Here is a 19,607-nt window from a genome sequence, read left to right as displayed (position 1 = left end):
GACCGGACTTCACCTCGCGCGGATCAGCCGGCGGTGGCGGGCGCGAGCCGGCCGGTCTCGGCGGGGACCTCGTTCCGGTCGGTCAGCTGCAGCGTCTTGTTGGTCCAGTCCCACACCTGGCGGTACAGGTCGCGGTTGTCGTTGAGCTTCTGACCGAAGGACGGGATGATCGCGGTCAGCTTCGACGACCAGCCCGCGTACTCCTTCGGGAAGCACTGTTCGAGCACCGAGATCATCGCCGGCACGGCGGTCGAGGCGCCGGGGGACGCACCGAGGAGCCCGGCGATGGTGCCGTCGCCGGCCGCGACGACCGCGGTGCCGAACTCCAGCTGACCACCCACCCCGGTCTTGCGGATGACCTGCACGCGCTGTCCGGCGGTGATGAGCTCCCAGTCGGCGCCGAGCGCGCGGGGGACGAATTCCGACAGCGTCTTCACCCGGTCGGCCGGCCCGGCGGCGAGCTCGCTGATGAGGTACTTGAGCAGCCCGAACTCTTTGGGCGCGATCGACACCATGGGGAGCAGGTTGCCCGGCTTGATCGAGGCGGGCAGGTCGGTGATCTTGCCGCTCTTGAGGAACTTCGGCGACCACCCGGCGTACGGGCCGAACAGCAGGCCCGGCTTGTGGTTGATGACGCGGGTGTCGAGGTGCGGCACCGACATCGGCGGGGCACCGACGGCGGCCTGCCCGTAGACCTTCGCGTGATGCTCGGCGACGAGATCGGGGTTGGTGCAGCGGAAGAACTCACCGGACACCGGGAACCCGCCGAACCCCTTGGCTTCTTTGATGCCCGACTTCTGCAGCAGGTGCAGCGCACCGCCGCCGGCACCGACGAACACGAACTTCGCGTGCACGGACAGCTTCTGCCCGGTCCGGCCGTTACGGACCTTCACGATCCAGCTGCCGTCGGACTGCTTGGACAGGTTGGTCACCGAATGGCCGAAGTAGATGTCGGCGCCCTGGGCGACGTAGTTGAGGAGCTGCTGGGTGAGCGCGCCGAAATCGACGTCGGTACCCTGGTCGAACCAGTTCAGCGCGACCGGGTCGGCGAAGTCGCGTCCCTCCGACATCAGCGGCAGTCGTGCGGTGAACTCGGCCGGGTCGTCGATGAACTCCATGCCCTCGAACAGGGTCTGGGTCGCGAGATTGTCGTAGCGCTTGCGGAGGTACTTCTGGCCTTCGGCGCCGTGGGTGAAGGCGACGTGCGGAATGGGGTTGATGAACTCCGACGGGTCACCGAGGATGCCGTTGTCGACCGAGTGGGCCCAGAACTGGCGCGACACCTGGAACTGCTCGTTGATGGTGAGCGCCTTGTCGATGTTGACGTCGCCGTCGGCGGTCTTCGGCGTGTAGTTCAGCTCGCAGAGTGCCGAGTGTCCGGTGCCGGCGTTGTTCCACGGGTCGCTGCTCTCGGCGGCGGCGGCGTCGAGCTGCTCGAACAGGCTGATCGACCAGTCGGGCTGAAGCTGTCGGAGCAGCGCTCCGAGGGTCGCACTCATGATTCCCGCACCCACCAACGCGACGTCGGTCGTGATCACCGTTTTCGACACCTGGACTCCACTTCACCTGGAGGGACACTGTGACCGGTGTTCGTCGCGGCACGTCGTCCCGGATGGCAACTTCTCGACCGGGCACTTCTCACCCGGTCCTTGTCGATCGTCATTGTCCAGCATGGCACGTCCAGCACGAGAATCGACCTTCGCAACTGTGTGCTGCACGACATCCGGGCAGTCGGTGACCTGTCACTATGCTGGTCGCCGTGAGCGCATCCGCAGCCGCCGACTGGCAGCCCGACCGATTTCTCGAGGACTACCGGCAACGCGTGCTCCCCCTGGGCCCCGATCCCGACGGTGAATCGCCGATCACCGCGACCCTGGTGCGACGCGCCGAGTCGTCACCCGCGCGCGGCGCCGTGCTCTACGTCCACGGTTTCACCGACTACTTCTTCCACGAGCCGCTCGCCGACTTCTTCGTCGACCGCGGGTACGCGTTCTATGCCGTCGACCTGCGAAAATGCGGGCGATCGCGGCAATCGCACCACACGCCGCACTTCACCACCGACCTCGCGATGTACGACGAAGAGCTCAACGCGTCGCTGCGGACCATCTTCGACGAGGTGGGACCCGACTGCCGGGTCGTGGTGGCCGGGCATTCGACGGGCGGCCTCATCACCGCACTCTGGCTCGACCGGTTGCGACAGCGCGAGCCGGCGCTGCACGCGGCAGTTGACGGACTCCTGCTCAACTCGCCCTGGTTCGATCTGCAGGGCGACGCGGTGCTCCGCACCCTCCCGGTCACGCTGCTCGTCAAGGCGATCGCCGCCGTCGCGCCGACCAGGGTGATACCGAAGGAACTCTCGCAGGCCTACGGCGAGAGCCTGCACGACAGCGCGCACGGCGAATGGAACTACGACCTGTCAGCGAAACCGCTGGGCGGATTCCCGGTCACCTTCGGTTTCCTCGACGCGGTGCGCAGCGGTCAGCGTCGCCTGCACCGCGGCATCGACGTCGGTGTTCCCGCGCTCGTGTTACGTTCGGACAAAACGCATTTCGCCAGGACCTACTCGGCGTCCACCGATCATGCCGATGCCGTCCTCGACGTCACCCACATCGCCCGCTGGAGCGGGTGCCTCGGCGGCCGCGTGACCGCGGTACCCATCCCCGACGCCCGGCACGACGTCTTCCTCTCCGTCGCACACGCCCGCGAGCACGCCTATCGCGAGGTCGACCACTGGCTGTCCGCCGTCCTCTCAACCGAAAGCGAGAATCCCCTATGACCGCCACGCAGGTCGTCGACCTGGCCATCATCGGCTCCGGCAGCGGCAACGCCATTCCCGATGACCGCTTCGCGGACAAGACCCTCGCGATCTTCGAGGAGGGCGTCTACGGCGGCACCTGCCTCAACGTGGGGTGCATCCCGACCAAGATGTTCGTCTACGCCTCCGAGGTGGCCGAGATCGCCACGCACGGTGCGCGCCTGGGCGTGCACTCGAAGGTGGACTCGGTCGACTGGCCCGGCATCGTCGAGCGCGTGTTCGGCCGCATCGACCCGCTGTCGCAGGGCGGCAAGGAGTACCGGGTCGACCGGTGCGAGAACATCACCGTGTACGACTCCCATGTCGAATTCGACGGCCGCGACGACGACGGCCGGTACCGGTTGGTCACGCGAGACGGCGACACGGTCCTCGCCGACGAGGTCGTGCTCGCCGCCGGATCGCGCGCGGTCATCCCCCAGATCGTCGCCGACTCGGGGGTCACCTACTACACCAACAACGACGTCATGCGTCTCCCCGAGCTGCCCGAACGCCTGATCATCGTCGGGAGCGGTTACATCGCAGCGGAATTCGCACACGTCTTCGGCGCGCTGGGCTCACATGTGTCGATCATCGCGCGCGGCCCGGGTCTGCTCCGCAAGCAGGATGCCGACATCTCCAACCGCTTCACCCAGGTGGCCCGGGAGAAGTGGGACGTGCGGCTGGAGACCACGATCACCGAGGCCGAGGACCTGCCCGACGGCGGTGTGCGGGTCGGGCTCTCCGACGGCGCGACACTCGAGGCCGACGTCCTGCTGATCGCGACCGGCCGGCAGCCGAACGGCGACCGGCTCAACCTCGACTCCGTCGGTATCGAGCTCGACGACGAAGGTCGCGTGCGCTGTGATCAGCACGGCCGCACCGCTGCCCGCGGAGTGTGGACGCTGGGCGACGTCAGCTCGCCGTACCAGCTCAAACACGTCGCCAACCACGAACAGCGGGTGGTGCAGGCCAATCTCCTGAAAGGCTGGGACGCAACCGATCTGGACGCCTTCGACCACCGGTACGTCCCGGCGGCCGTGTTCACCCACCCGCAGATCGCCGCGGTGGGCCTCACCGAGGACGAGGCTCGCGAGGCCGGCCGCGACTTCGCGGTCAAGGTCCAGGCCTATGGCGACGTCGCCTACGGCTGGGCGATGGAGGACACCACCGGATTCTGCAAGCTGATCGCCGAACGCGGCACCGGCCGGCTGCTGGGCGCACACCTCATCGGCCCGCAGGCACCGACGGTCATCCAGCCGGTCATCCAGGCGATGCACTTCGGCCAGACCGCACACGAACTCGCCCGCGGCCAGTACTGGATCCACCCGGCGATGCCCGAGGTCCTGGAGAACGCGATCCTCGGCCTGGACATCTGACCCCAGGCCCTCCGCGCGACCTCAGAAAATCGTTGACCCCAGGCCCTCCGCGCGACCTCAGAAAATCGTTGAGCGCAGGGCGATCTCGCTGGCGAGTGCCGGGGCCGCGCGCTGCGGGATCCAGTGGTCCACGCCCGCGAGTTCGCAGTAGCGGAAGTCGCCGTAGACGTACCGACCGCTGCCCTGCGCCTGTTCGCGACCCAGGGCGGTGTCGGCGTCGCTCCACAGCAGCGTGGTCGGGATCTCGACCGGCGGGCACGCCATGGTCGCCTTGATGTCGCCGGTGAAGTTCGCGCGGTACCAGTTCAGCGCGGCGGTCAGGGCGCCCGGTTCCCGCAGCGGGGCGAGTTCGTCCTCGGAGATCCCCACCGCCCGCAGCTCGGCGGCGTCGTCGGCGAGCAGCCTCTCCTCGGCCCCGTCGGCCACGAAATCGAGGATGTACGAAGAACGTTCACGCTGGTCGCTACCGACGAGCGCGTCGCGCATGGCCGACGGATGCCCGGTGCTGGCGACGACGAGACCGGTGAACCGGTCGGGGTACTTCCCGGCGAGATGCCACGCGACGATGCCGCCCCAGTCGTGCCCGACGAGGATCGCGTAGCCGATGCCGAGGGCGTCGAGAACCCCGATCACATCGGAGACGAGGTGGGTGAGCCGGTAGTCGTCCACCCCGGGCGGCCGCGCGCCGGGGCTGTACCCACGTTGATCGATGACCAGTGTCCGCAGCCCCGACTCGTGCAGGCGCGGCAGTACGTCGTCGTAGCAACTCCCGTTCACCGGGAACCCGTGCAGCAGCAGAACCCACGGACCGGTCTCCGGTCCCCCGATCCGGACGTCGAAGGTGAGGCCGCCCACGGTCACCTGACGTCGGTCGTCGATCATGGGGCGGTCTTCAGTCATGGCGCCCACGATAACCCGTCTCCACGACCCCGGCGTCTACAAGTCCTCGAGGTGGTGACGGATGACCTTGGGGTGGCGCGGCGGCCCTTGTTCGATGAGGCGCGTCACGGCGTCGAGGTCGAGGTGTTCGGTGACGAGATCGGCCATCGCGTCGACCTGTCGCCGACGTACGGCGTCGACGTCGGTGCCCGGCGCCACGCGGAATCCTCGGACACCGGCCTCGGCCGCCACGTCGGCCAGAAGTCGACGCCGGAAGTCGTTGCACGCCAGCAGTCCGTGCCAGTGGGTACCCCGGACCGCCCCCCGCACCGCGCCTTCCGGACCGTGCCGGTCGTCGACGATCCACGTGTTCTCGGCCGATCGGGTCACCCGGCCGTGATGGATCTCGTAGCCACTGATCGGCACCCCTGACATCGGAACACCGGACACCTCGCCGCCGGTCCCGGTCACCTCGCCGCCGGTCCCGGTCACCTGCCGCACGGTTTTTTCGGCGTAAAACTCGATGTCGAGGTCGAACAACCCCAGTCCGGGCACCCGCCCGCGACCGGACTCCACTCGGTCGTCGAGGGTGCGGCCCAGCATCTGGAATCCGCCGCACACGGCGACGATCGGACGTCCGCGGGCCGCGCGTTCGGTAAGTGCCTCCCCGAGACCGCGCGCCCGCAGCCACTCGAGGTCGGTGATGGTGGCGCGGGTGCCGGGCAGCACGACGAGGTCGGCGGCCGCCACCCCGGCCGGGTCGTCGACCCAGGTGACGTCGACACCGGGTTCGCAGGCCAGCGCCTCGACGTCGGTCGAGTTGGAGATCCGCGGCAGCCGGATGGCGGCGACCCGCAATCGAGGTACTCCGGTCGCGGAGGATTCGGTGAACGAGCGCGGTGGCCCGACCCGCCGCCCGACCGGCGCCGCGAGCGAGTCCTCGGCGTCGAGCCACAGGTCGTCGGCGAAGGGCACCACCCCGAGTGTCGGCCGTCCCGTGATCGCCTCGACCTGCCGCAGTCCCGGCTCGAGGATCGACGGGTCACCACGGAACTTGTTGACCACGAACCCCGCGATCAGCCGCTGATCGGCGTCGTCGAGGACCGCGGTGGTACCGAACAGATGGGCCAGCGACCCGCCGCGGTCGATGTCGGTGACCAGCACCACCGGGAGGTCCGCCGCCTGTGCGAGACCGAGATTCGCGATGTCGTTGGCGCGCAGATTGATCTCGGCGACCGAACCCGCACCTTCACAGATGACGACGTCGAAGTCGCGTCGGAGACCGGCCAACTCGTCGGCGACGACGGCACGCAGCCGCGCCCGCCAGTGCAGGTAGTCGGCGGCCCCGACGTCTCCGGCGGGCCGACCGCGGAGGATCACGTGCGAGCGACGGTCACTGCCCGGTTTCAACAGCACCGGGTTGAACCTGGTGGAGGGTTCGAGGCCACAGGCGAACGCCTGCAACGCCTGGGCACGACCGATCTCGCCGCCGTCGAGGGTGACCACCGAGTTGTTGGACATGTTCTGCGCCTTGAACGGTGCGACCCGCACACCGGTGCGCCGCAGCGCACGGCACAGCCCGGCGACGATGAGGCTCTTCCCGGCATCGCTGCTGGTACCGCCCACGAGCAATGCGCCACCGAGTCCGTCCACCCGGAACAGACTAGAGGCCGAACCCGAGGCCGCGACCACGGTGGCGTCGTTCACAAGTCCCACCGTTCACCTCGCGGTCGTGCGGGTCTGGATACAGTGACCCGGACGAACAGGTCGACAGCCGGTCGTTCGGAGTCAAGGGGGGTCATCGGACGTGGAGGTCGTGAAGCCCGGGTCCGTGTTCGCCGGATATCGCGTCCTCTCGATGCTCGGGCGCGGCGGCATGGGACAGGTCTGGCTCGTCGAACACCCCACCCTGGGCCGCCGCGAGGCCCTCAAGATCATCTCGCCGAACCCCGCCGATCCCAGTTTCGCCGAGCGGTTCCGCAACGAGGCCCGCACCGCCGCGGCCCTCGATCACCCCGGCATCGTCACGGTCTACACCCACGGCGTGGAGAACGGCAGCCCGTGGTTCTCGATGTCCTACCTCGAAGGCGAGGACCTCGCCGCCGCGTCGGCCCTGCCGGTCGACGACGTGGTGACGGTCGTCGGCAAGGTCGCCGACGCGCTCGACTATGCCCATACCCGGCGCGTCATCCACCGCGACATCAAACCCGCGAACATCGTGGTCGCCCGCGGCCCCGACGGCCGGATCACCCGGGTCACCGTGCTCGACTTCGGCATCGCCCGCCTGATGGACGGCGCGAAGATGACCGCGACCAACCTGTTCGTCGGCACCCTCGCCTACGCCGCACCCGAGATCCTCACCGGCGAACCGGCGATCCCGGCGTCGGACCAGTACGCGCTCGCGTGCACGACCTTCCAGCTGCTCACCGGATCGCAGCCCTATCCCGGGCAGACCCCGATGGCCCTGATCGCCGGCCACGTCAACACGCCCGCACCGCGGATCTCCGAGCGCCGCCCCGACCTCGTCCACGTCGACGCCGTGTTCGCGCGCGCCCTCGCCAAGAACCCCGCCGACCGGTTCGCGTCCTGCTCCGAGTTCGCCGCGGCGCTCGCCCGGGCGGTCGAGATCGCGTCGACGGCGCCCTCCGTCGTCGCGGCGCAGGCACCCGGCCGTCCGTTCTCACCACCGCTGCCCACCCAGCAGGCGCCGGTGCACCCGGTGGCCCACCGTGCCCAGCCACCTGGCGGTCACCCACCGTTCCCGGCGTACGGTCCCGGCGGGCCGCCGCCGGGTCCACCACCCGGATATGTGACCGGGCCCGGCGGACCCCACGGACCCGGCCCGGGGTCCCGGGGAACGGGCTCACGCACCGCCTGGATCGTCGCCGCGGTACTCGGCGTCGTCGTCCTCGTCGTCGGTGTCGTCGGCGCCGCGATCGCCCTCAGCGGATCGGGGTCGGGTCCAGGGACGGCGCCGGTCGCCGGGTCATCGACGACGCCGCCCAGCAGTTCCGGCGGATCCTCCACCGGCAGCGATGAGTTCGAGTCCATCGCCTCCAGCGGGGACAGTACGTGCGCGGTGCGCGGCAATCGACTGTACTGCTGGGGCGACAACGAACGGGGCACGCTGGGCGACGGTACGACCACCGACCGCCCGCGCCCGGTCGCGGTCACCAGCATCTCCGACGTCTCGGCGGTGAGCATGGGCGGCCTCGGGACGACCTGCGCGATCAGTTCCGGAGACCTCTACTGCTGGGGTTACGGGATCGGACCGCCCGGGCAGAACGTGCCGCTGCCGACGAAGGTGTCCGGCCTGTCCCGGGTGTCGGCGGTGTCGGTCGGGCTCACGATCTGCGCGATCAGCGACGGCGACGCCTACTGCTGGCGCAACAACGCGAGCGGCCAGGTCGGCAACGGCAGTACCGGGTCGGTGGACGTGCCCACCCGCGTCGCCGGTCTCTCGGACGTGACCGCCGTGTCCACGTCGCACACCACGAGTTGCGCCATCGCCGGCGGTTCGGCGTACTGCTGGGGCAACAACCGGGAAGGCCAGATCGGCAACGGGACGACCACGGCGAGCAGCGAACCGCAACCCGTCCGCTTCCCCGCCTGAACGTCTCGGCTGTCGGACCGAACCTCAGTTGTCGGGCCCGATGTCAGTTGTCCGGCACAGTGAGGATCTCGGCGCCGTCGTCGGTGACGACGAGGGTGTGCTCGAACTGCGCGGTCCACCGGCGGTCGGCGGTCACCACGGTCCAGCCGTCGTCCCACATCTCCCACGGCAGTGCGCCGAGGTTGATCATCGGCTCGATGGTGAAGACCATCCCGGGTTCGAGGACCGTGTCGACGTTCGGTTCGTCGTAGTGCAGCACGATCAGCCCGTTGTGAAAGGTCTCACCGATGCCGTGGCCGGTGAAATCGCGCACGACCGTGTAGCCGAACCTGTTCGCGTAGGACTCGATGACCCGACCGATGACATTCAGCTCGCGACCCGGTTTGACGGCCTTGATGGCCCGCTCGGTCGCGATCCGCGTCCGCTCGACGAGATCGGCGGCCTCCTGGTCGACGTCGCCGGCGAGGAAGGTCGCGTTGGTGTCGCCGTGCACGCCGTGGATGTAGGCGGTGACGTCGATGTTGACGATGTCCCCGTCCTCGATCACCGTCGAATCCGGGATGCCGTGGCAGATCACCTCGTTCAACGAGGTGCAGCACGACTTCGGAAAGTCCTTGTAGCCCAGGGTTGACGGGTAGGCACCGTGGTCGATCATGTACTCGTGCGCGATCGCGTCGAGTTCGTCGGTGGTCACGCCCGGGGCGACGGCCTTGCCCGCCTCGGCGAGTGCGTTGGCCGCGATCTTGCTCGCGATGCGCATCTTCTCGATCGTCTCGGCGGTCTGCACCCAGGGCTCATGGCCCTCGTTCACCGTCGGCTTCCACACGTATTCGGGACGTTCGATGGAGTCGGGCACGGACCGGATGGGCGACACGATCCCCGGCGTGAGGGCACTGCGAACTGGCATGCGACCAGACTATCCCGGCCCGTCGCGGCGAGGCCCGTGGGCGGACACCGCGGCGAACGTCACTAAGCTCGCCGGGAGGAGCCGATGGGAGGCCATCGGAGTCGACGATGGAGGTGTGCGGTGCGGACCAGGGGCTTACGGGCGGCGCTGGTGATGGTGCTGACCGTGCTGAGCCTGTCGGCGTGCTTCGTCACCCCGATCGAGCAGGAGCGGCACTCGCCGGGCGCACATCTGCGCGACGGCCCGCAGACTGCGACGCTCGCGGAGTCCGACGTCACGCCCGTCGTCGAGAATCCCGCTCCCCGGCTGCCCGCGACCGTGGACTCGCTGCGGTACGGCGACGTGACCGTCGACGACGCCGACCGGATCATCGCCGTAGACATCAACGGAACCCTCGGCAACATCGTGTACGCCCTCGGACTCGGGTCGCACGTGGTGGGGCGCGACACGTCCACCGCCTTCCCCTCGGCGAGATCGCGGCCGGTGGTGACCAACCGCGGACACAGCCTCAACGCCGAATCCGTTCTCGCCCTTGACCCGAGCGTCCTGCTCGTCAGCGAGTCCACTGTGCCCACCGCCGCCGTCGACCAGATCCGCGACTCCGGCGTCGCGGTCGTCGTGTTCCCGGCCGCCCGCAATCTGGAGTCGAACGACACCCTGATCCGCTCGGTCGCAGCCGCACTCGGTGTCGCCGATGCCGGCGAGAAGCTCGTCGCCCGGACCGACGCCCAGATTCAAGAGGCGCGCGCGCTGGTCCCGGATCCGTCCGGAGATCCCACCATGGCGTTCCTCTACATCCGCGGACGCAACCTGCTGCTGCTGGCCGGGCCCGGATCGGGTGCCGACGACCTCATCGAGGCGCTCGGTGGCCGGGATGCCGGCGCGGCAGCCGATCTCACCGGCGCGTTCACCGCGATCAGCGCCGAGGCCATGATCACGGCCAACCCGGACGTGATCCTCGTGATGACCCAGGGCGCGGCCACCGTCGGCGGACCCGAGGGGGTGCTGACCCTGCCGGGTGTGGCCGACACCGAGGCCGGCCGCAACGGACGGGTCGTGCAGATGGACGAGAGTCAGATCCTGGCGTTCGGCCCCGAGGTCGGACTGGTGCTGGGTGCGCTGGCGAGGTCGATCTACGCATGACCGACCCAGCGCGGACCACGACGGACCCGGCGACCGAGCCGACGACCCCGTCGGCCGTCGTCGCTCCCCCGGCCGGCACGTCGCATCGGGTCCGTGACCTCACGGTGGTGGCGGTGATGCTGGTCGCCTTGGTCGTGCTCGTCATCGTGTCCGCGGGCACCGGAAAGGTGTCGGTGCCGCCGCTCGAGGTGCTCGGCAGCCTCGCCCACCATTTCCACCTCGATCTCGGACCGCTCCCCTCCCACCCGAACGGCGAAGGCGCGCTGTGGAATGTGCGCTTCCCGCGCATCGTGCTCGGACTGTTCGTCGGAGCCGCGCTCGGCGCCGCGGGTTGCCTCCTGCAGGGAGTGCTGGCGAACCCGCTGGCCGAACCGGGGATCATCGGCGTCTCCTCCGGCGCCGCGGTCGGCGCCTGTCTGATGATCGTGCTCGCCGGCGGGACCGCCGGAGCCGGTGGCGCGGCGGGCAATTGGGCTCTCGCCGGGGCGGCCTTCGTGTTCGGCCTCATCACCGCGGCGGCGGTGTACGTGTTGTCCCTTCGCGACGGGTCGTCGTCGGCGATCATGCTGGTGCTCACCGGTATCGCGGTCAACGCGTTCGCGGCCGGGATCATCGCGTTCCTCACCTTCGTGGCCACCACCGCCGCCCGCGAGCAGATCATCTTCTGGCAGCTCGGCTCGCTCGCCGGACGCACCTGGAGCGAGATCTGGGTCGTCGCACCGCTCGTCGTCGTGGGTGTCGCGGCCTGCCTGTTCCTGGTCTCGAAGCTCGATCTGCTCGCGCTGGGCGACATCCAGGCCGCCTCCCTCGGCGTGAACGTGGAGGCCGTCCGCCGGCAGGCGATCGTGCTCACCGCGGTGCTGACCGCCGCGGCGGTCGCCTTCGCCGGGATCATCGCCTTCGTCGGCCTCATCGTGCCGCACGTGATGCGCCTCATCGTCGGACCGCGCCACGCGATCCTGTTACCCACCAGCGTGATCGGTGGAGCGCTGGTCATCACCGGTGCCGACCTCGCCGCCCGGACGATGCTCGGTGACGCCGACCTCCCGCTCGGCATGTTCACGTCCCTGATCGGTGGCCCGGTCTTCTTCATCCTGTTGCGTCGCAGCCGTCACGCGGGTGCCGGATGGTGACGACCGAAACCGCCGCGACGACGGCCCTGGGCATCCACGCCCGAGACGTCTCGGTCGTTCTCGGCGGACGCGAGGTGGTGAGCGAGGTGACCCTCGACGTCGGGCGCGGTGAACTCGTCGCCCTCGTCGGCCCCAACGGGTGTGGCAAGTCCACGCTGCTGTCGGCCCTGTCCGGCACCCGCACACCGCAGCGCGGTCACATCGAGGTCGACGGCCGGGACGTCGCGACGACCTCGATGCGCGAACTCGCCCGCCACCGCTCGCTGGTGACCCAGCAGAACCGGGTGGACACCCCCTTCACCGTGGCCCAGGTCGTCGCGATGGGCCGCTACCCGTGGCTGCGGACACCGCGCGCGGCGAACTCCCCCGCCGTGATCGCCGACGCGATGGCACTGTGCGAGCTCGGCGACATCGCCGACCGGCCGTTCGGACAGCTCTCCGGCGGCCAGCAGGCACGCGTCTCCCTGGGTCGTGCCCTTGCCCAGGACACCCCCGTCATGATGCTCGATGAGCCGACCGCGGCACTCGACATCCACCATCAGGAGCAGGTCCTCGACATCCTGCGCGTCCACCGCGATGCCGGGAACGCCGTGCTGCTGGTGGTGCACGACCTCACCCTCGCGGCCGCCTACGCCGACCGGGTGGCCGTGATGAAGGACGGCCGGCTGCTCGCGATCGGGCCGACGCCGGAGGTGATGACCGTCGATCTGCTCAGCCACACCTACGACCACCCCGTCGAGGTGATCGAACATGCCGGGCGACGGGTGATCCTCCCCGTCCGGACACCCGGTAGCGCCTAGAAGATGGTGCGCACTGGTGAGGGCGTCTCAGGAGAGAGGGCGCACCGCGTAGCCCGGTCCGAGACCGGCGAAGAAGTCGCGGGTGACGGCCACCGCGTTGTTCGAATCACCGCCACCTACGACGAGGGTGGCGAACGCGATGTCGCCACGGTAGCCGGCGAACCAGGCGTGTGACCCGCCGGCGAACTCCGCCTCACCGGTCTTGCCGAAGACCGCACCCTGGCCGTCGATCACCGACGCCGTACCGCTCGTGATGACCTCACGCATCATCGGGCGCAGCTGGGCGTAGACCTCGGGCGCCATCGTGGGCGTCGGACCCTCGACCTTCGTGGGCTTGTCCAGGATGAGTTGCGGCACCGGCGCCTTCCGACCGTTCGCAACGGTGGCGGCCACCAGGGACAGCCCCAGCGGCGAGACGAGGACCTTGCCCTGCCCGAAGCCGTCCTCACTGCGGGCGACGAGTTCGTTCTCGATCGGCACCGAGCCGGACACGGCGTCGAGGCCGGCGATCTCGTACTGTTGTCCGACGCCCATCGCGGCCGCGGCGTGCGCGAGATCCGACGGTCCCATCTCGCTGGCGAGTTTGGCGAACGTGGTGTTGCAGGACTGCGCGAACGCCCGCAGCATCGACACCGTCCCCAGCGAGAACCCGTCGTAGTTCGGGATCAGGCGCGGACCGATCTGGATGGCGCCGGGACATCCGACGGGAGTGTCGGGGGTGGCCATCCGATGGCTGATCGCGGCCGCGGCGGTCACCATCTTGAAGGTCGACCCGGGCGGGTACAGACCGGTCGTCGCGATGGGCCCCGACCGGTCGGCCGCGGGATTCTGGGCGACCGCGAGGATCCGACCGGTGGACGGCTGCACGACGACCAGCGCGATCTGGAACCGGTTGGTGGCGTTGACCGCTCGCTGGGCCGCGTTCTGCACCGTCCGCGACAGACTCAGCGAGACCGCCGGCGCGGGGTCCGGGTCGTGGTCGGCGAGGACGTCGGCGTCGAGGCCGTTGGGGTTGACCGTCACCACCCGCCAGCCCGCCCGCCCCGACACCTCGGAGTCGACGACCTTCTTGACCTCGGTCAGCAGGGCGGGCGCGAATCTCGGGTCCTCGGGGACCAGTTCGGCCTGTTCGTTGGTCACGACGCCGGGGATCGCCAGTTGGTCGCGCAAGCGGTCGAACTGGTCGTGGGACAGCCGGGCGAGCGGGTACTGCTGCCGGTTCGCGGTGACCTGTTCGATGATCGTCTGCTCGTTGAGCGAGGGACTGAACCGGCGCAGTACCGCGACCGCACCGGTCACCGACTCGGCGACCGACGCGCCCTGTTCGGCGGCGGCGGTCGCATCGAAGTTGACGCCCACGACGGTGCCGTTGACCATCACCTCCGAGCCGTCGGACTCATTGACCGTCGCGCGCGGCGCCTCGACGATCTGGAGCGAAAGGCGTTGATCGGCACCGAGTTTCGGATGGATGTTCGTCGACGCCCAGCGCACCGCCCAGCCGTCGTCGGACCGGCCCATCCGCAGGGTGGCGTCGTAGGCCCAGTCGCGGCCCCGCGGCAGCGCCCACGTGTAGTCGACGTCCACCTCGGCGGTGTCCCCGGTGACGCGGACCCGCCCGGCCTGCGACTCGAGCGCCTCGGCACCCAGCCCGGCCCAGGCCGACTCCATCGCGGACTCCGCGGCAGCGGGTGTGTCGGTCAGCGCCGCCGCGGACGCCACCTCACGATCGGCGTAGGCCTGCAGGAAGCGCTCCGCGGCGCGGCGCGGCCCGTCGTCCTCGGAAGCCGAACAACCGACCGTGGCCACCGTCACGGCAGCACACACCGCGACGATCACCGCCGGGGTCCATCGAGTTCGCATGCGCCACATCGCAGTCGAGTCTAGGGTGGCCCGGCCGGAATCCCGCGACGCCACGCGGGGCGGGCGCTCAGTCGACGAGGACGGTCGCGAAGGTGCCGACCTCGGTGAACCCGATGCGGTCGTACACCGCGCGCGCGGTCACGTTGAAGCTGTTGACGTACAGACTCGGAATGCGGCCGTGAGCGGCGACGGCCTCGGCGACGGCCGCGGTACCACCCAGTCCCAGTCCCTCACCGCGCCGGTCGGGATCCACCCAGACTCCCTGGATCTGGCCGACCCGGCGGGACAGCGAGCCGATCTCGGCCTTGAACACGACGTCGGGGCCGTCGAAGCGGGCGAACACCCGCTGCGCGGTGATGAGCGAGGCGAGGCGTCGTCGGTAGGAACGACCGCCGTCGCCGGCCGTCGGATCGACACCGACCTCGCCGATGAACATGTCGATGGCCGCGGGCATGTACGCGTCGAGGTCGTCGAGGGTCACCAGCCGCACGAGCGGGTCGGCGGGTACCGCCGCACAACACGTGAGGGCGAGCAGCGGTTGCACCGGCCGGACCTCACGCGCCGGACCCCACACCGGCTCGATCTGTTCCCACATCTGCATCACGAGGTCGGCGCGGCCGACGATGGAGGAGCATGCCCGCGGTCCGGCGATGGCGCGGTCGGAGAAGTAGTCGAGATCCTCGGGCGAACCGGTGAGCGGGATCAGGTTGGCGCCGGAGAAGCAGAGGGACGACGCGGGATTATGCGCGGTCCACAGCTCGCCGCCCAGCAGCCGAGGGTTGATCCCGTGCGTCTCGAAGCGGGCCGCGACCATGCACATCGCCACCGGGTCCGAGGTGAGGACACGTTCGACAGCGGCCGCATCACGAGCGCCGAGCGGCTTGTCGCCCAGTAGCTTCAGCAACGCCGCTCCTCCCTCTCGAGCCTGCCGCCGACCTAGGAAACGGTCACCACGGGCGGGCCCACGTGAGTACCGTCTCCAGTTTCTCCTGATTCCTCGGCGATCCGCAGCGCTTCTTCGATCAAGGTCTCCACTATCTGCGCCTCGGGAACCGTCTTGATGACCTCGCCCTTGACGAAGATCTGCCCCTTGCCGTTCCCGGAGGCCACGCCGAGGTCGGCCTCACGGGCCTCACCGGGGCCGTTGACGACGCACCCCATCACGGCCACGCGCAGCGGAACCTCCATGCCCTCGAGTCCGGCGGTGACCTCGTCGGCCAGCTTGTAGACGTCGACCTGGGCGCGGCCGCACGACGGGCACGAGACGATCTCGAGTTTGCGCGGGCGGAGATTCAGCGACTGCAGGATCTGGTCGCCGACCTTGATCTCCTCGGCCGGCGGGGCCGACAAGGACACCCGGATGGTGTCGCCGATGCCCTCGCTGAGCAGCGCGCCGAAGGCGACGGCGGACTTGATCGTGCCCTGGAAGGCGGGCCCAGCCTCGGTGACCCCGAGGTGCAGCGGGTAGTCACAGGCGGCGGCGAGCTGGCGGTAGGCCTCCACCATGATCACCGGGTCGTTGTGTTTCACCGAGATCTTGATGTCGCCGAAGCCGTGCTCCTCGAACAGCCCGGCCTCCCACAGCGCCGACTCGACGAGCGCCTCCGGGGTCGCCTTGCCGTACTTCTGCAGGATCCGCTTGTCGAGGGACCCGGCGTTGACGCCGATCCGGATGGGGATCCCGGCATCACCGGCCGCCTTGGCGACCTCCTTGACCCGGCCGTCGAACTCCTTGATGTTGCCCGGGTTGACACGCACGGCGGCACAGCCGGCGTCGATCGCGGCGAAGATGTACTTCGGCTGGAAGTGGATGTCGGCGATCACCGGGATCTTGGACTTCTTGGCGATGATCGGCAGCGCCTCGGCGTCTTCGGGACGCGGGCACGCGACGCGCACGATGTCGCACCCCGAGGCCGTCAACTCCGCGATCTGCTGCAGGGTGGCGTTGATGTCGTGGGTCTTGGTGGTCGTCATCGACTGCACCGAGATCGGGTGGTCGCTGCCGACGCCGACCGAGCCGACGAAGAACTGCCGGGTCTTCCGACGCGGGGCGAGCACCGGCGGTGGTCCAGCGGGCATGCCGAGTCCGATCGGCACGGCGGTCGCGGGAGTCGGGGCGTTCATCTCGTTCACCTCTGGGGGTTTCGGTTCTTCGGTGGTATTCGGAGCCGGACGGCGACCCGGATCGTCCGGGTCACTGCCACGGGTTGATCGGGTTGATGATGTCGGCGGTGAGCGTGAGCACCATGAAGCCGGCCATGATCACCACGGCGGCGTAGGTGATCGGGAGCAGTTTGTAGTAGTCGACGGCCCCACCGGGTGCCCGGCCGAACCAGCGCCGCACGGTGTCGCGGCCCTTCTCGTAGCCGACGATCGCCATGTGTCCGCCGTCGAGCGGGAGGAGCGGGACCAGGTTGAACAGTCCCAGGAAGAAGTTGATGCTGATCAGCAGCATCCAGAACAGGTCCCACAGCCCGCGCTCGACGGCCTGTCCGCCCAGAACCGAGGCGCCGTAGACGCTGACCGGGGTGTCGAGGGCGCGTTCGCCGCCGGTGACCGCGGTCCACAGCGCACCGATCTTCGACGGCAGGGACAGCAGCGCGTTCCAGGTCTCGACGAACAGGTCGCCGGTGAAGCCGATCGCGCCGGGCACGATCTCGAAGCCGCTGTAGGTGATGACGGTCGGCGGGACGTCGTAGGCGATCCCGACCATGTTGTAGGTCTGGGTCTCGCTGGTGCCGTCGGCGTTCGTCGTCGTCACAGTGGTGGGCTCGGGGGTCATCGTCAGGTCGAGTCGCTGACCGTCGCGGTCGACCGTCAGCGCGACCGGGCCGGCGGACTCGCGGATCACCGGGGTCAGATCCGACGCCCGGTCGACCGGCTGGCCGTTGATCGCCACGATGTCGTCGCCGGGGAGCAACCCGGCGACCTCCGCGGGACCGGTGCCGGCGGCACAGGGCGCGTCCTTCTTCTCACCGTCGACGATCGTGCTGGTCGCCGGCACGCACTGCGTCTCGGCGACGCGTGCCGGGGTCGGCCCCGGGTTGAGGTTCGGCAGTCCGAACGTCAGACCGACGATGATGATGAGAACGAAACCGAGGAGGAAGTTCTGGGCCGGTCCGGCGAACAGCACGACCAGGCGTTTCCAGGCCTTCTGCTTGTACATAGCCCGGTCCTTCTCGTCCCAGGCCAGCTCCTCGTGCGGGGTCATTCCGGCGATGTCGCAGAATCCGCCGAGCGGCAGCGCCTTGATCCCGTACTCGGTCTCGCCGCGACGGGTGGACCAGATCGTGGGACCGAAACCGACGAAGTATCGCCGCACCTTCATGCCCGTCGCCTGCGCGGCCCACATGTGACCACATTCATGCCAGGCGACCGACAGCAACAGCGCCACGGCGAACAGCGTGACGCCGATCGCGAAACTCACGTACCTACTCCATCCGGATCACGGGGCGCACCCGCTCACGAGGGCCGCCGATCAGACGGATGCGGCCGCGACCAGCTGCGCAGCACGATCCCGGGCCCACCGATCGGCGGCGAAGACCTCTTCCACAGTACCTGGCGTCCGGCGCCACTGATCTGCCTCGCCGAGCACCTCCTCGATGACCTCGACGATGCGCGGGAACCGGATCGCACCTGCGAAGAACCCTGCTGCGGCGGCCTCGTTGGCGGCGTTGTAGACGGCCGTCAGGCTGCCTCCCGCCGCACCGGCGCGTCGAGCCAGGTCGATCGCCGGGAACACCGCGTCGTCGACGGGCTCGAACGTCCACGACGACGCAGTCGAGAAGTCGCAGGCCGTCGACGAACCGGGCACCCGGTCCGGCCATCCCAGGGCCAGGGCGATGGGCAGCTTCATCGACGGCGGTGAGGCCTTCGCCACCGTCGCCCCGTCGACGAAGGTCACCATCGAGTGCACGATCGACTGCGGGTGGACGGTGACGTCGATGTGGTCGTAGTCGACGCCGAACAGCAGGTGCGCCTCGATGACCTCGAGGGCCTTGTTGACCAGGGTCGCGGAGTTGAGCGTGATCATCGGGCCCATCGACCATGTGGGATGTCGGCCGGCCTGCTCGGGGGTGACGTCCTCGAGTTGCGCACGGGTCCATCCGCGGAACGGGCCACCCGACGCGGTGAGGACCAGTCGATCCACCTCGGCGGCCGTTCCCGCGCGCAGGCATTGCGCGATCGCGGAGTGCTCGGAGTCGACCGGGACGATCTGCCCGGGAGCGGCGGCGTCGAGGACGAGCGCCCCGCCGGCGACGAGTGATTCCTTGTTGGCCAGCGCGAGCCGGGCACCCGATCGGAGTGCGGCGAGGCTGGGCGCCAGGCCGATCGAGCCGACGACGGCATTGAGGACGACATCGACCCCGGTGTCCGCGGCGACGGCGTCGACCAGGTCGCACATCGCATCGGCTCCGCCGAGGACCCGGCCGCCGAGGCGATCGGCGAGCTCGTCCGCTCGCGCGGTGTCGGCGACGGCGATCCGCGAGGCCGGCACGCCGAACGCGGCGGCCTGATCGGCGAGCAGATCGGGATTCGCCCCACCGGCACCGAGACCGGCGACCTCGAAGCGATCCGGATGCTCGGCGATCACCTCGAGAGCCTGGACGCCGATGGAACCGGTGGAGCCGAGGATCAGCACGCGTGTGGGCACGCACCCATTCTGGACCATCCACGTCGACGAACCGCCGCCGCCGGTGACACCGGACCGTCCTGCGGGCGGGGGGTGCCGCTATGCTGCTCGGAGAACTACTACCGATCGTCAGACATCTGACGTCCGCGCTGTGAGGAGTGGCTGTGGCAAGCACCGATGTTGAGCACACTGTGGGGCACGGCGATGGAGGGCATGGCGAAGTCGAGGTCATCGACACCGGCTGGCGCCGCGAGCCCGCCGATGCCCCGTCCGCCCGGTTCGGCTGGCACGGAGCGGCGACCAAGACCTTCTACGGTGCGGCCATCTTCTTCGCGCTGTTCCTCCTCGCGATGATCATCGGCAACCACACCGGTCACATCGAGGACCTGTACCTCATCGCCTTCGCCGCGGGCACCCTGTTCTTCGCCGTGCGCGGATGGTGGATGAACCGCGGAAAGTGGTCCTGACC

At 69.3% G+C, this 19,607-nt stretch carries 16 protein-coding genes; 7 read left to right on the top strand and 9 right to left on the bottom strand.

What is annotated here, in order from left to right; translation table 11 throughout:
- Positions 1-23: 23 nt before the first annotated feature.
- Positions 24-1,550, bottom strand: coding sequence for a malate dehydrogenase (quinone) (mqo, locus tag Q9R39_RS06740; RefSeq protein ID WP_058250116.1), 1,527 nt, complete (start codon positions 1,548-1,550; stop codon positions 24-26).
- 197 nt (positions 1,551-1,747) lie between these two features.
- On the opposite strand from mqo, the gene Q9R39_RS06735 reads away from it, so the two are divergent.
- A complete protein-coding gene (locus tag Q9R39_RS06735) occupies positions 1,748-2,776 on the top strand; it encodes an alpha/beta hydrolase (protein WP_058250115.1) in 1,029 nt (342 codons plus the stop codon).
- Positions 2,773-4,170 (top strand): mycothione reductase, encoded by a 1,398-nt coding sequence (gene mtr / locus Q9R39_RS06730; RefSeq protein ID WP_058250114.1) that lies wholly within the window; start codon positions 2,773-2,775, stop codon positions 4,168-4,170. The genes Q9R39_RS06735 and mtr overlap by 4 nt, the downstream gene beginning before the upstream one ends.
- Before the next feature lie 57 nt (positions 4,171-4,227).
- Here the strand turns inward: mtr and Q9R39_RS06725 are convergent, their stop codons facing one another.
- Positions 4,228-5,031 (bottom strand): alpha/beta fold hydrolase, encoded by an 804-nt coding sequence (locus Q9R39_RS06725; RefSeq protein WP_078112257.1) that lies wholly within the window; start codon positions 5,029-5,031, stop codon positions 4,228-4,230.
- Between the two features lie 75 nt (positions 5,032-5,106).
- Positions 5,107-6,702: a cobyric acid synthase gene (locus Q9R39_RS06720; protein ID WP_058250300.1), complete on the bottom strand. Its 1,596-nt coding sequence runs from the start codon at positions 6,700-6,702 to the stop codon at positions 5,107-5,109.
- Positions 6,703-6,865: 163 nt separating this feature from the next.
- Here Q9R39_RS06720 and Q9R39_RS06715 point away from each other — a divergent pair, with 163 nt between their 5' ends.
- Positions 6,866-8,662, top strand: coding sequence for a protein kinase domain-containing protein (locus Q9R39_RS06715; protein WP_311277219.1), 1,797 nt, complete (start codon positions 6,866-6,868; stop codon positions 8,660-8,662).
- 43 nt (positions 8,663-8,705) lie between these two features.
- On the opposite strand, the gene map is transcribed toward Q9R39_RS06715, so the two are convergent.
- Positions 8,706-9,569, bottom strand: a complete 864-nt coding sequence (map, locus tag Q9R39_RS06710) for a type I methionyl aminopeptidase (protein WP_058250111.1) — start codon at positions 9,567-9,569, stop codon at positions 8,706-8,708.
- 120 nt (positions 9,570-9,689) lie between these two features.
- Between map and Q9R39_RS06705 the strand changes: the two genes are divergently transcribed.
- Genes Q9R39_RS06705 through Q9R39_RS06695 form a run of 3 tightly spaced genes read left to right on the top strand, consistent with a single transcriptional unit; the run spans position 9,690 to position 12,645 of the window.
- Positions 9,690-10,712 carry a hemin ABC transporter substrate-binding protein gene (locus Q9R39_RS06705; protein ID WP_058250110.1) on the top strand — a complete coding sequence of 341 codons (1,023 nt, stop codon included), beginning with the start codon at positions 9,690-9,692 and terminating at the stop codon, positions 10,710-10,712.
- Positions 10,709-11,845 carry an iron ABC transporter permease gene (locus tag Q9R39_RS06700; RefSeq protein WP_058250109.1) on the top strand — a complete coding sequence of 379 codons (1,137 nt, stop codon included), beginning with the start codon at positions 10,709-10,711 and terminating at the stop codon, positions 11,843-11,845. The genes Q9R39_RS06705 and Q9R39_RS06700 overlap by 4 nt, the downstream gene beginning before the upstream one ends.
- A complete protein-coding gene (locus Q9R39_RS06695) occupies positions 11,839-12,645 on the top strand; it encodes a heme ABC transporter ATP-binding protein (RefSeq protein WP_058250108.1) in 807 nt (268 codons plus the stop codon). Before Q9R39_RS06700 ends, Q9R39_RS06695 begins: the two co-directional genes overlap by 7 nt.
- Before the next feature lie 27 nt (positions 12,646-12,672).
- Here Q9R39_RS06695 and Q9R39_RS06690 read toward each other — a convergent pair whose 3' ends face one another.
- The 5 genes from Q9R39_RS06690 to dxr form a co-directional block, all read right to left on the bottom strand.
- Positions 12,673-14,514, bottom strand: a complete 1,842-nt coding sequence (locus Q9R39_RS06690; RefSeq protein WP_058250107.1) for a penicillin-binding transpeptidase domain-containing protein — start codon at positions 14,512-14,514, stop codon at positions 12,673-12,675.
- Between the two features lie 58 nt (positions 14,515-14,572).
- Positions 14,573-15,409 carry a GNAT family N-acetyltransferase gene (locus tag Q9R39_RS06685; RefSeq protein ID WP_058250106.1) on the bottom strand — a complete coding sequence of 279 codons (837 nt, stop codon included), beginning with the start codon at positions 15,407-15,409 and terminating at the stop codon, positions 14,573-14,575.
- A 32-nt stretch (positions 15,410-15,441) separates the two neighbouring features.
- Positions 15,442-16,629, bottom strand: a complete 1,188-nt coding sequence (gene ispG / locus Q9R39_RS06680; protein WP_078112440.1) for a flavodoxin-dependent (E)-4-hydroxy-3-methylbut-2-enyl-diphosphate synthase — start codon at positions 16,627-16,629, stop codon at positions 15,442-15,444.
- Between the two features lie 70 nt (positions 16,630-16,699).
- Positions 16,700-17,932 (bottom strand): RIP metalloprotease, encoded by a 1,233-nt coding sequence (locus Q9R39_RS06675; RefSeq protein ID WP_078112253.1) that lies wholly within the window; start codon positions 17,930-17,932, stop codon positions 16,700-16,702.
- A gap of 51 nt (positions 17,933-17,983) precedes the next feature.
- Complete coding sequence (gene dxr / locus Q9R39_RS06670) at positions 17,984-19,159, bottom strand: 1-deoxy-D-xylulose-5-phosphate reductoisomerase (protein ID WP_078112252.1); 1,176 nt, start codon at positions 19,157-19,159, stop codon at positions 17,984-17,986.
- Positions 19,160-19,302: 143 nt separating this feature from the next.
- Here dxr and Q9R39_RS06665 point away from each other — a divergent pair, with 143 nt between their 5' ends.
- Entirely contained in the window at positions 19,303-19,605 is a 303-nt protein-coding gene (locus tag Q9R39_RS06665; RefSeq protein ID WP_078112251.1) for a DUF2631 domain-containing protein, read from the top strand.
- The last annotated feature ends 2 nt before the right edge of the window (positions 19,606-19,607 follow it).

Origin of the sequence: Gordonia sp. AC31 (assembly GCF_031844505.1) — a bacterium.
Classification (GTDB): domain Bacteria; phylum Actinomycetota; class Actinomycetes; order Mycobacteriales; family Mycobacteriaceae; genus Gordonia; species Gordonia hongkongensis.
The sequence above is the reverse complement of the archived record's forward strand: the minus strand, read 5'-3'. Positions and strand labels throughout refer to the sequence as shown.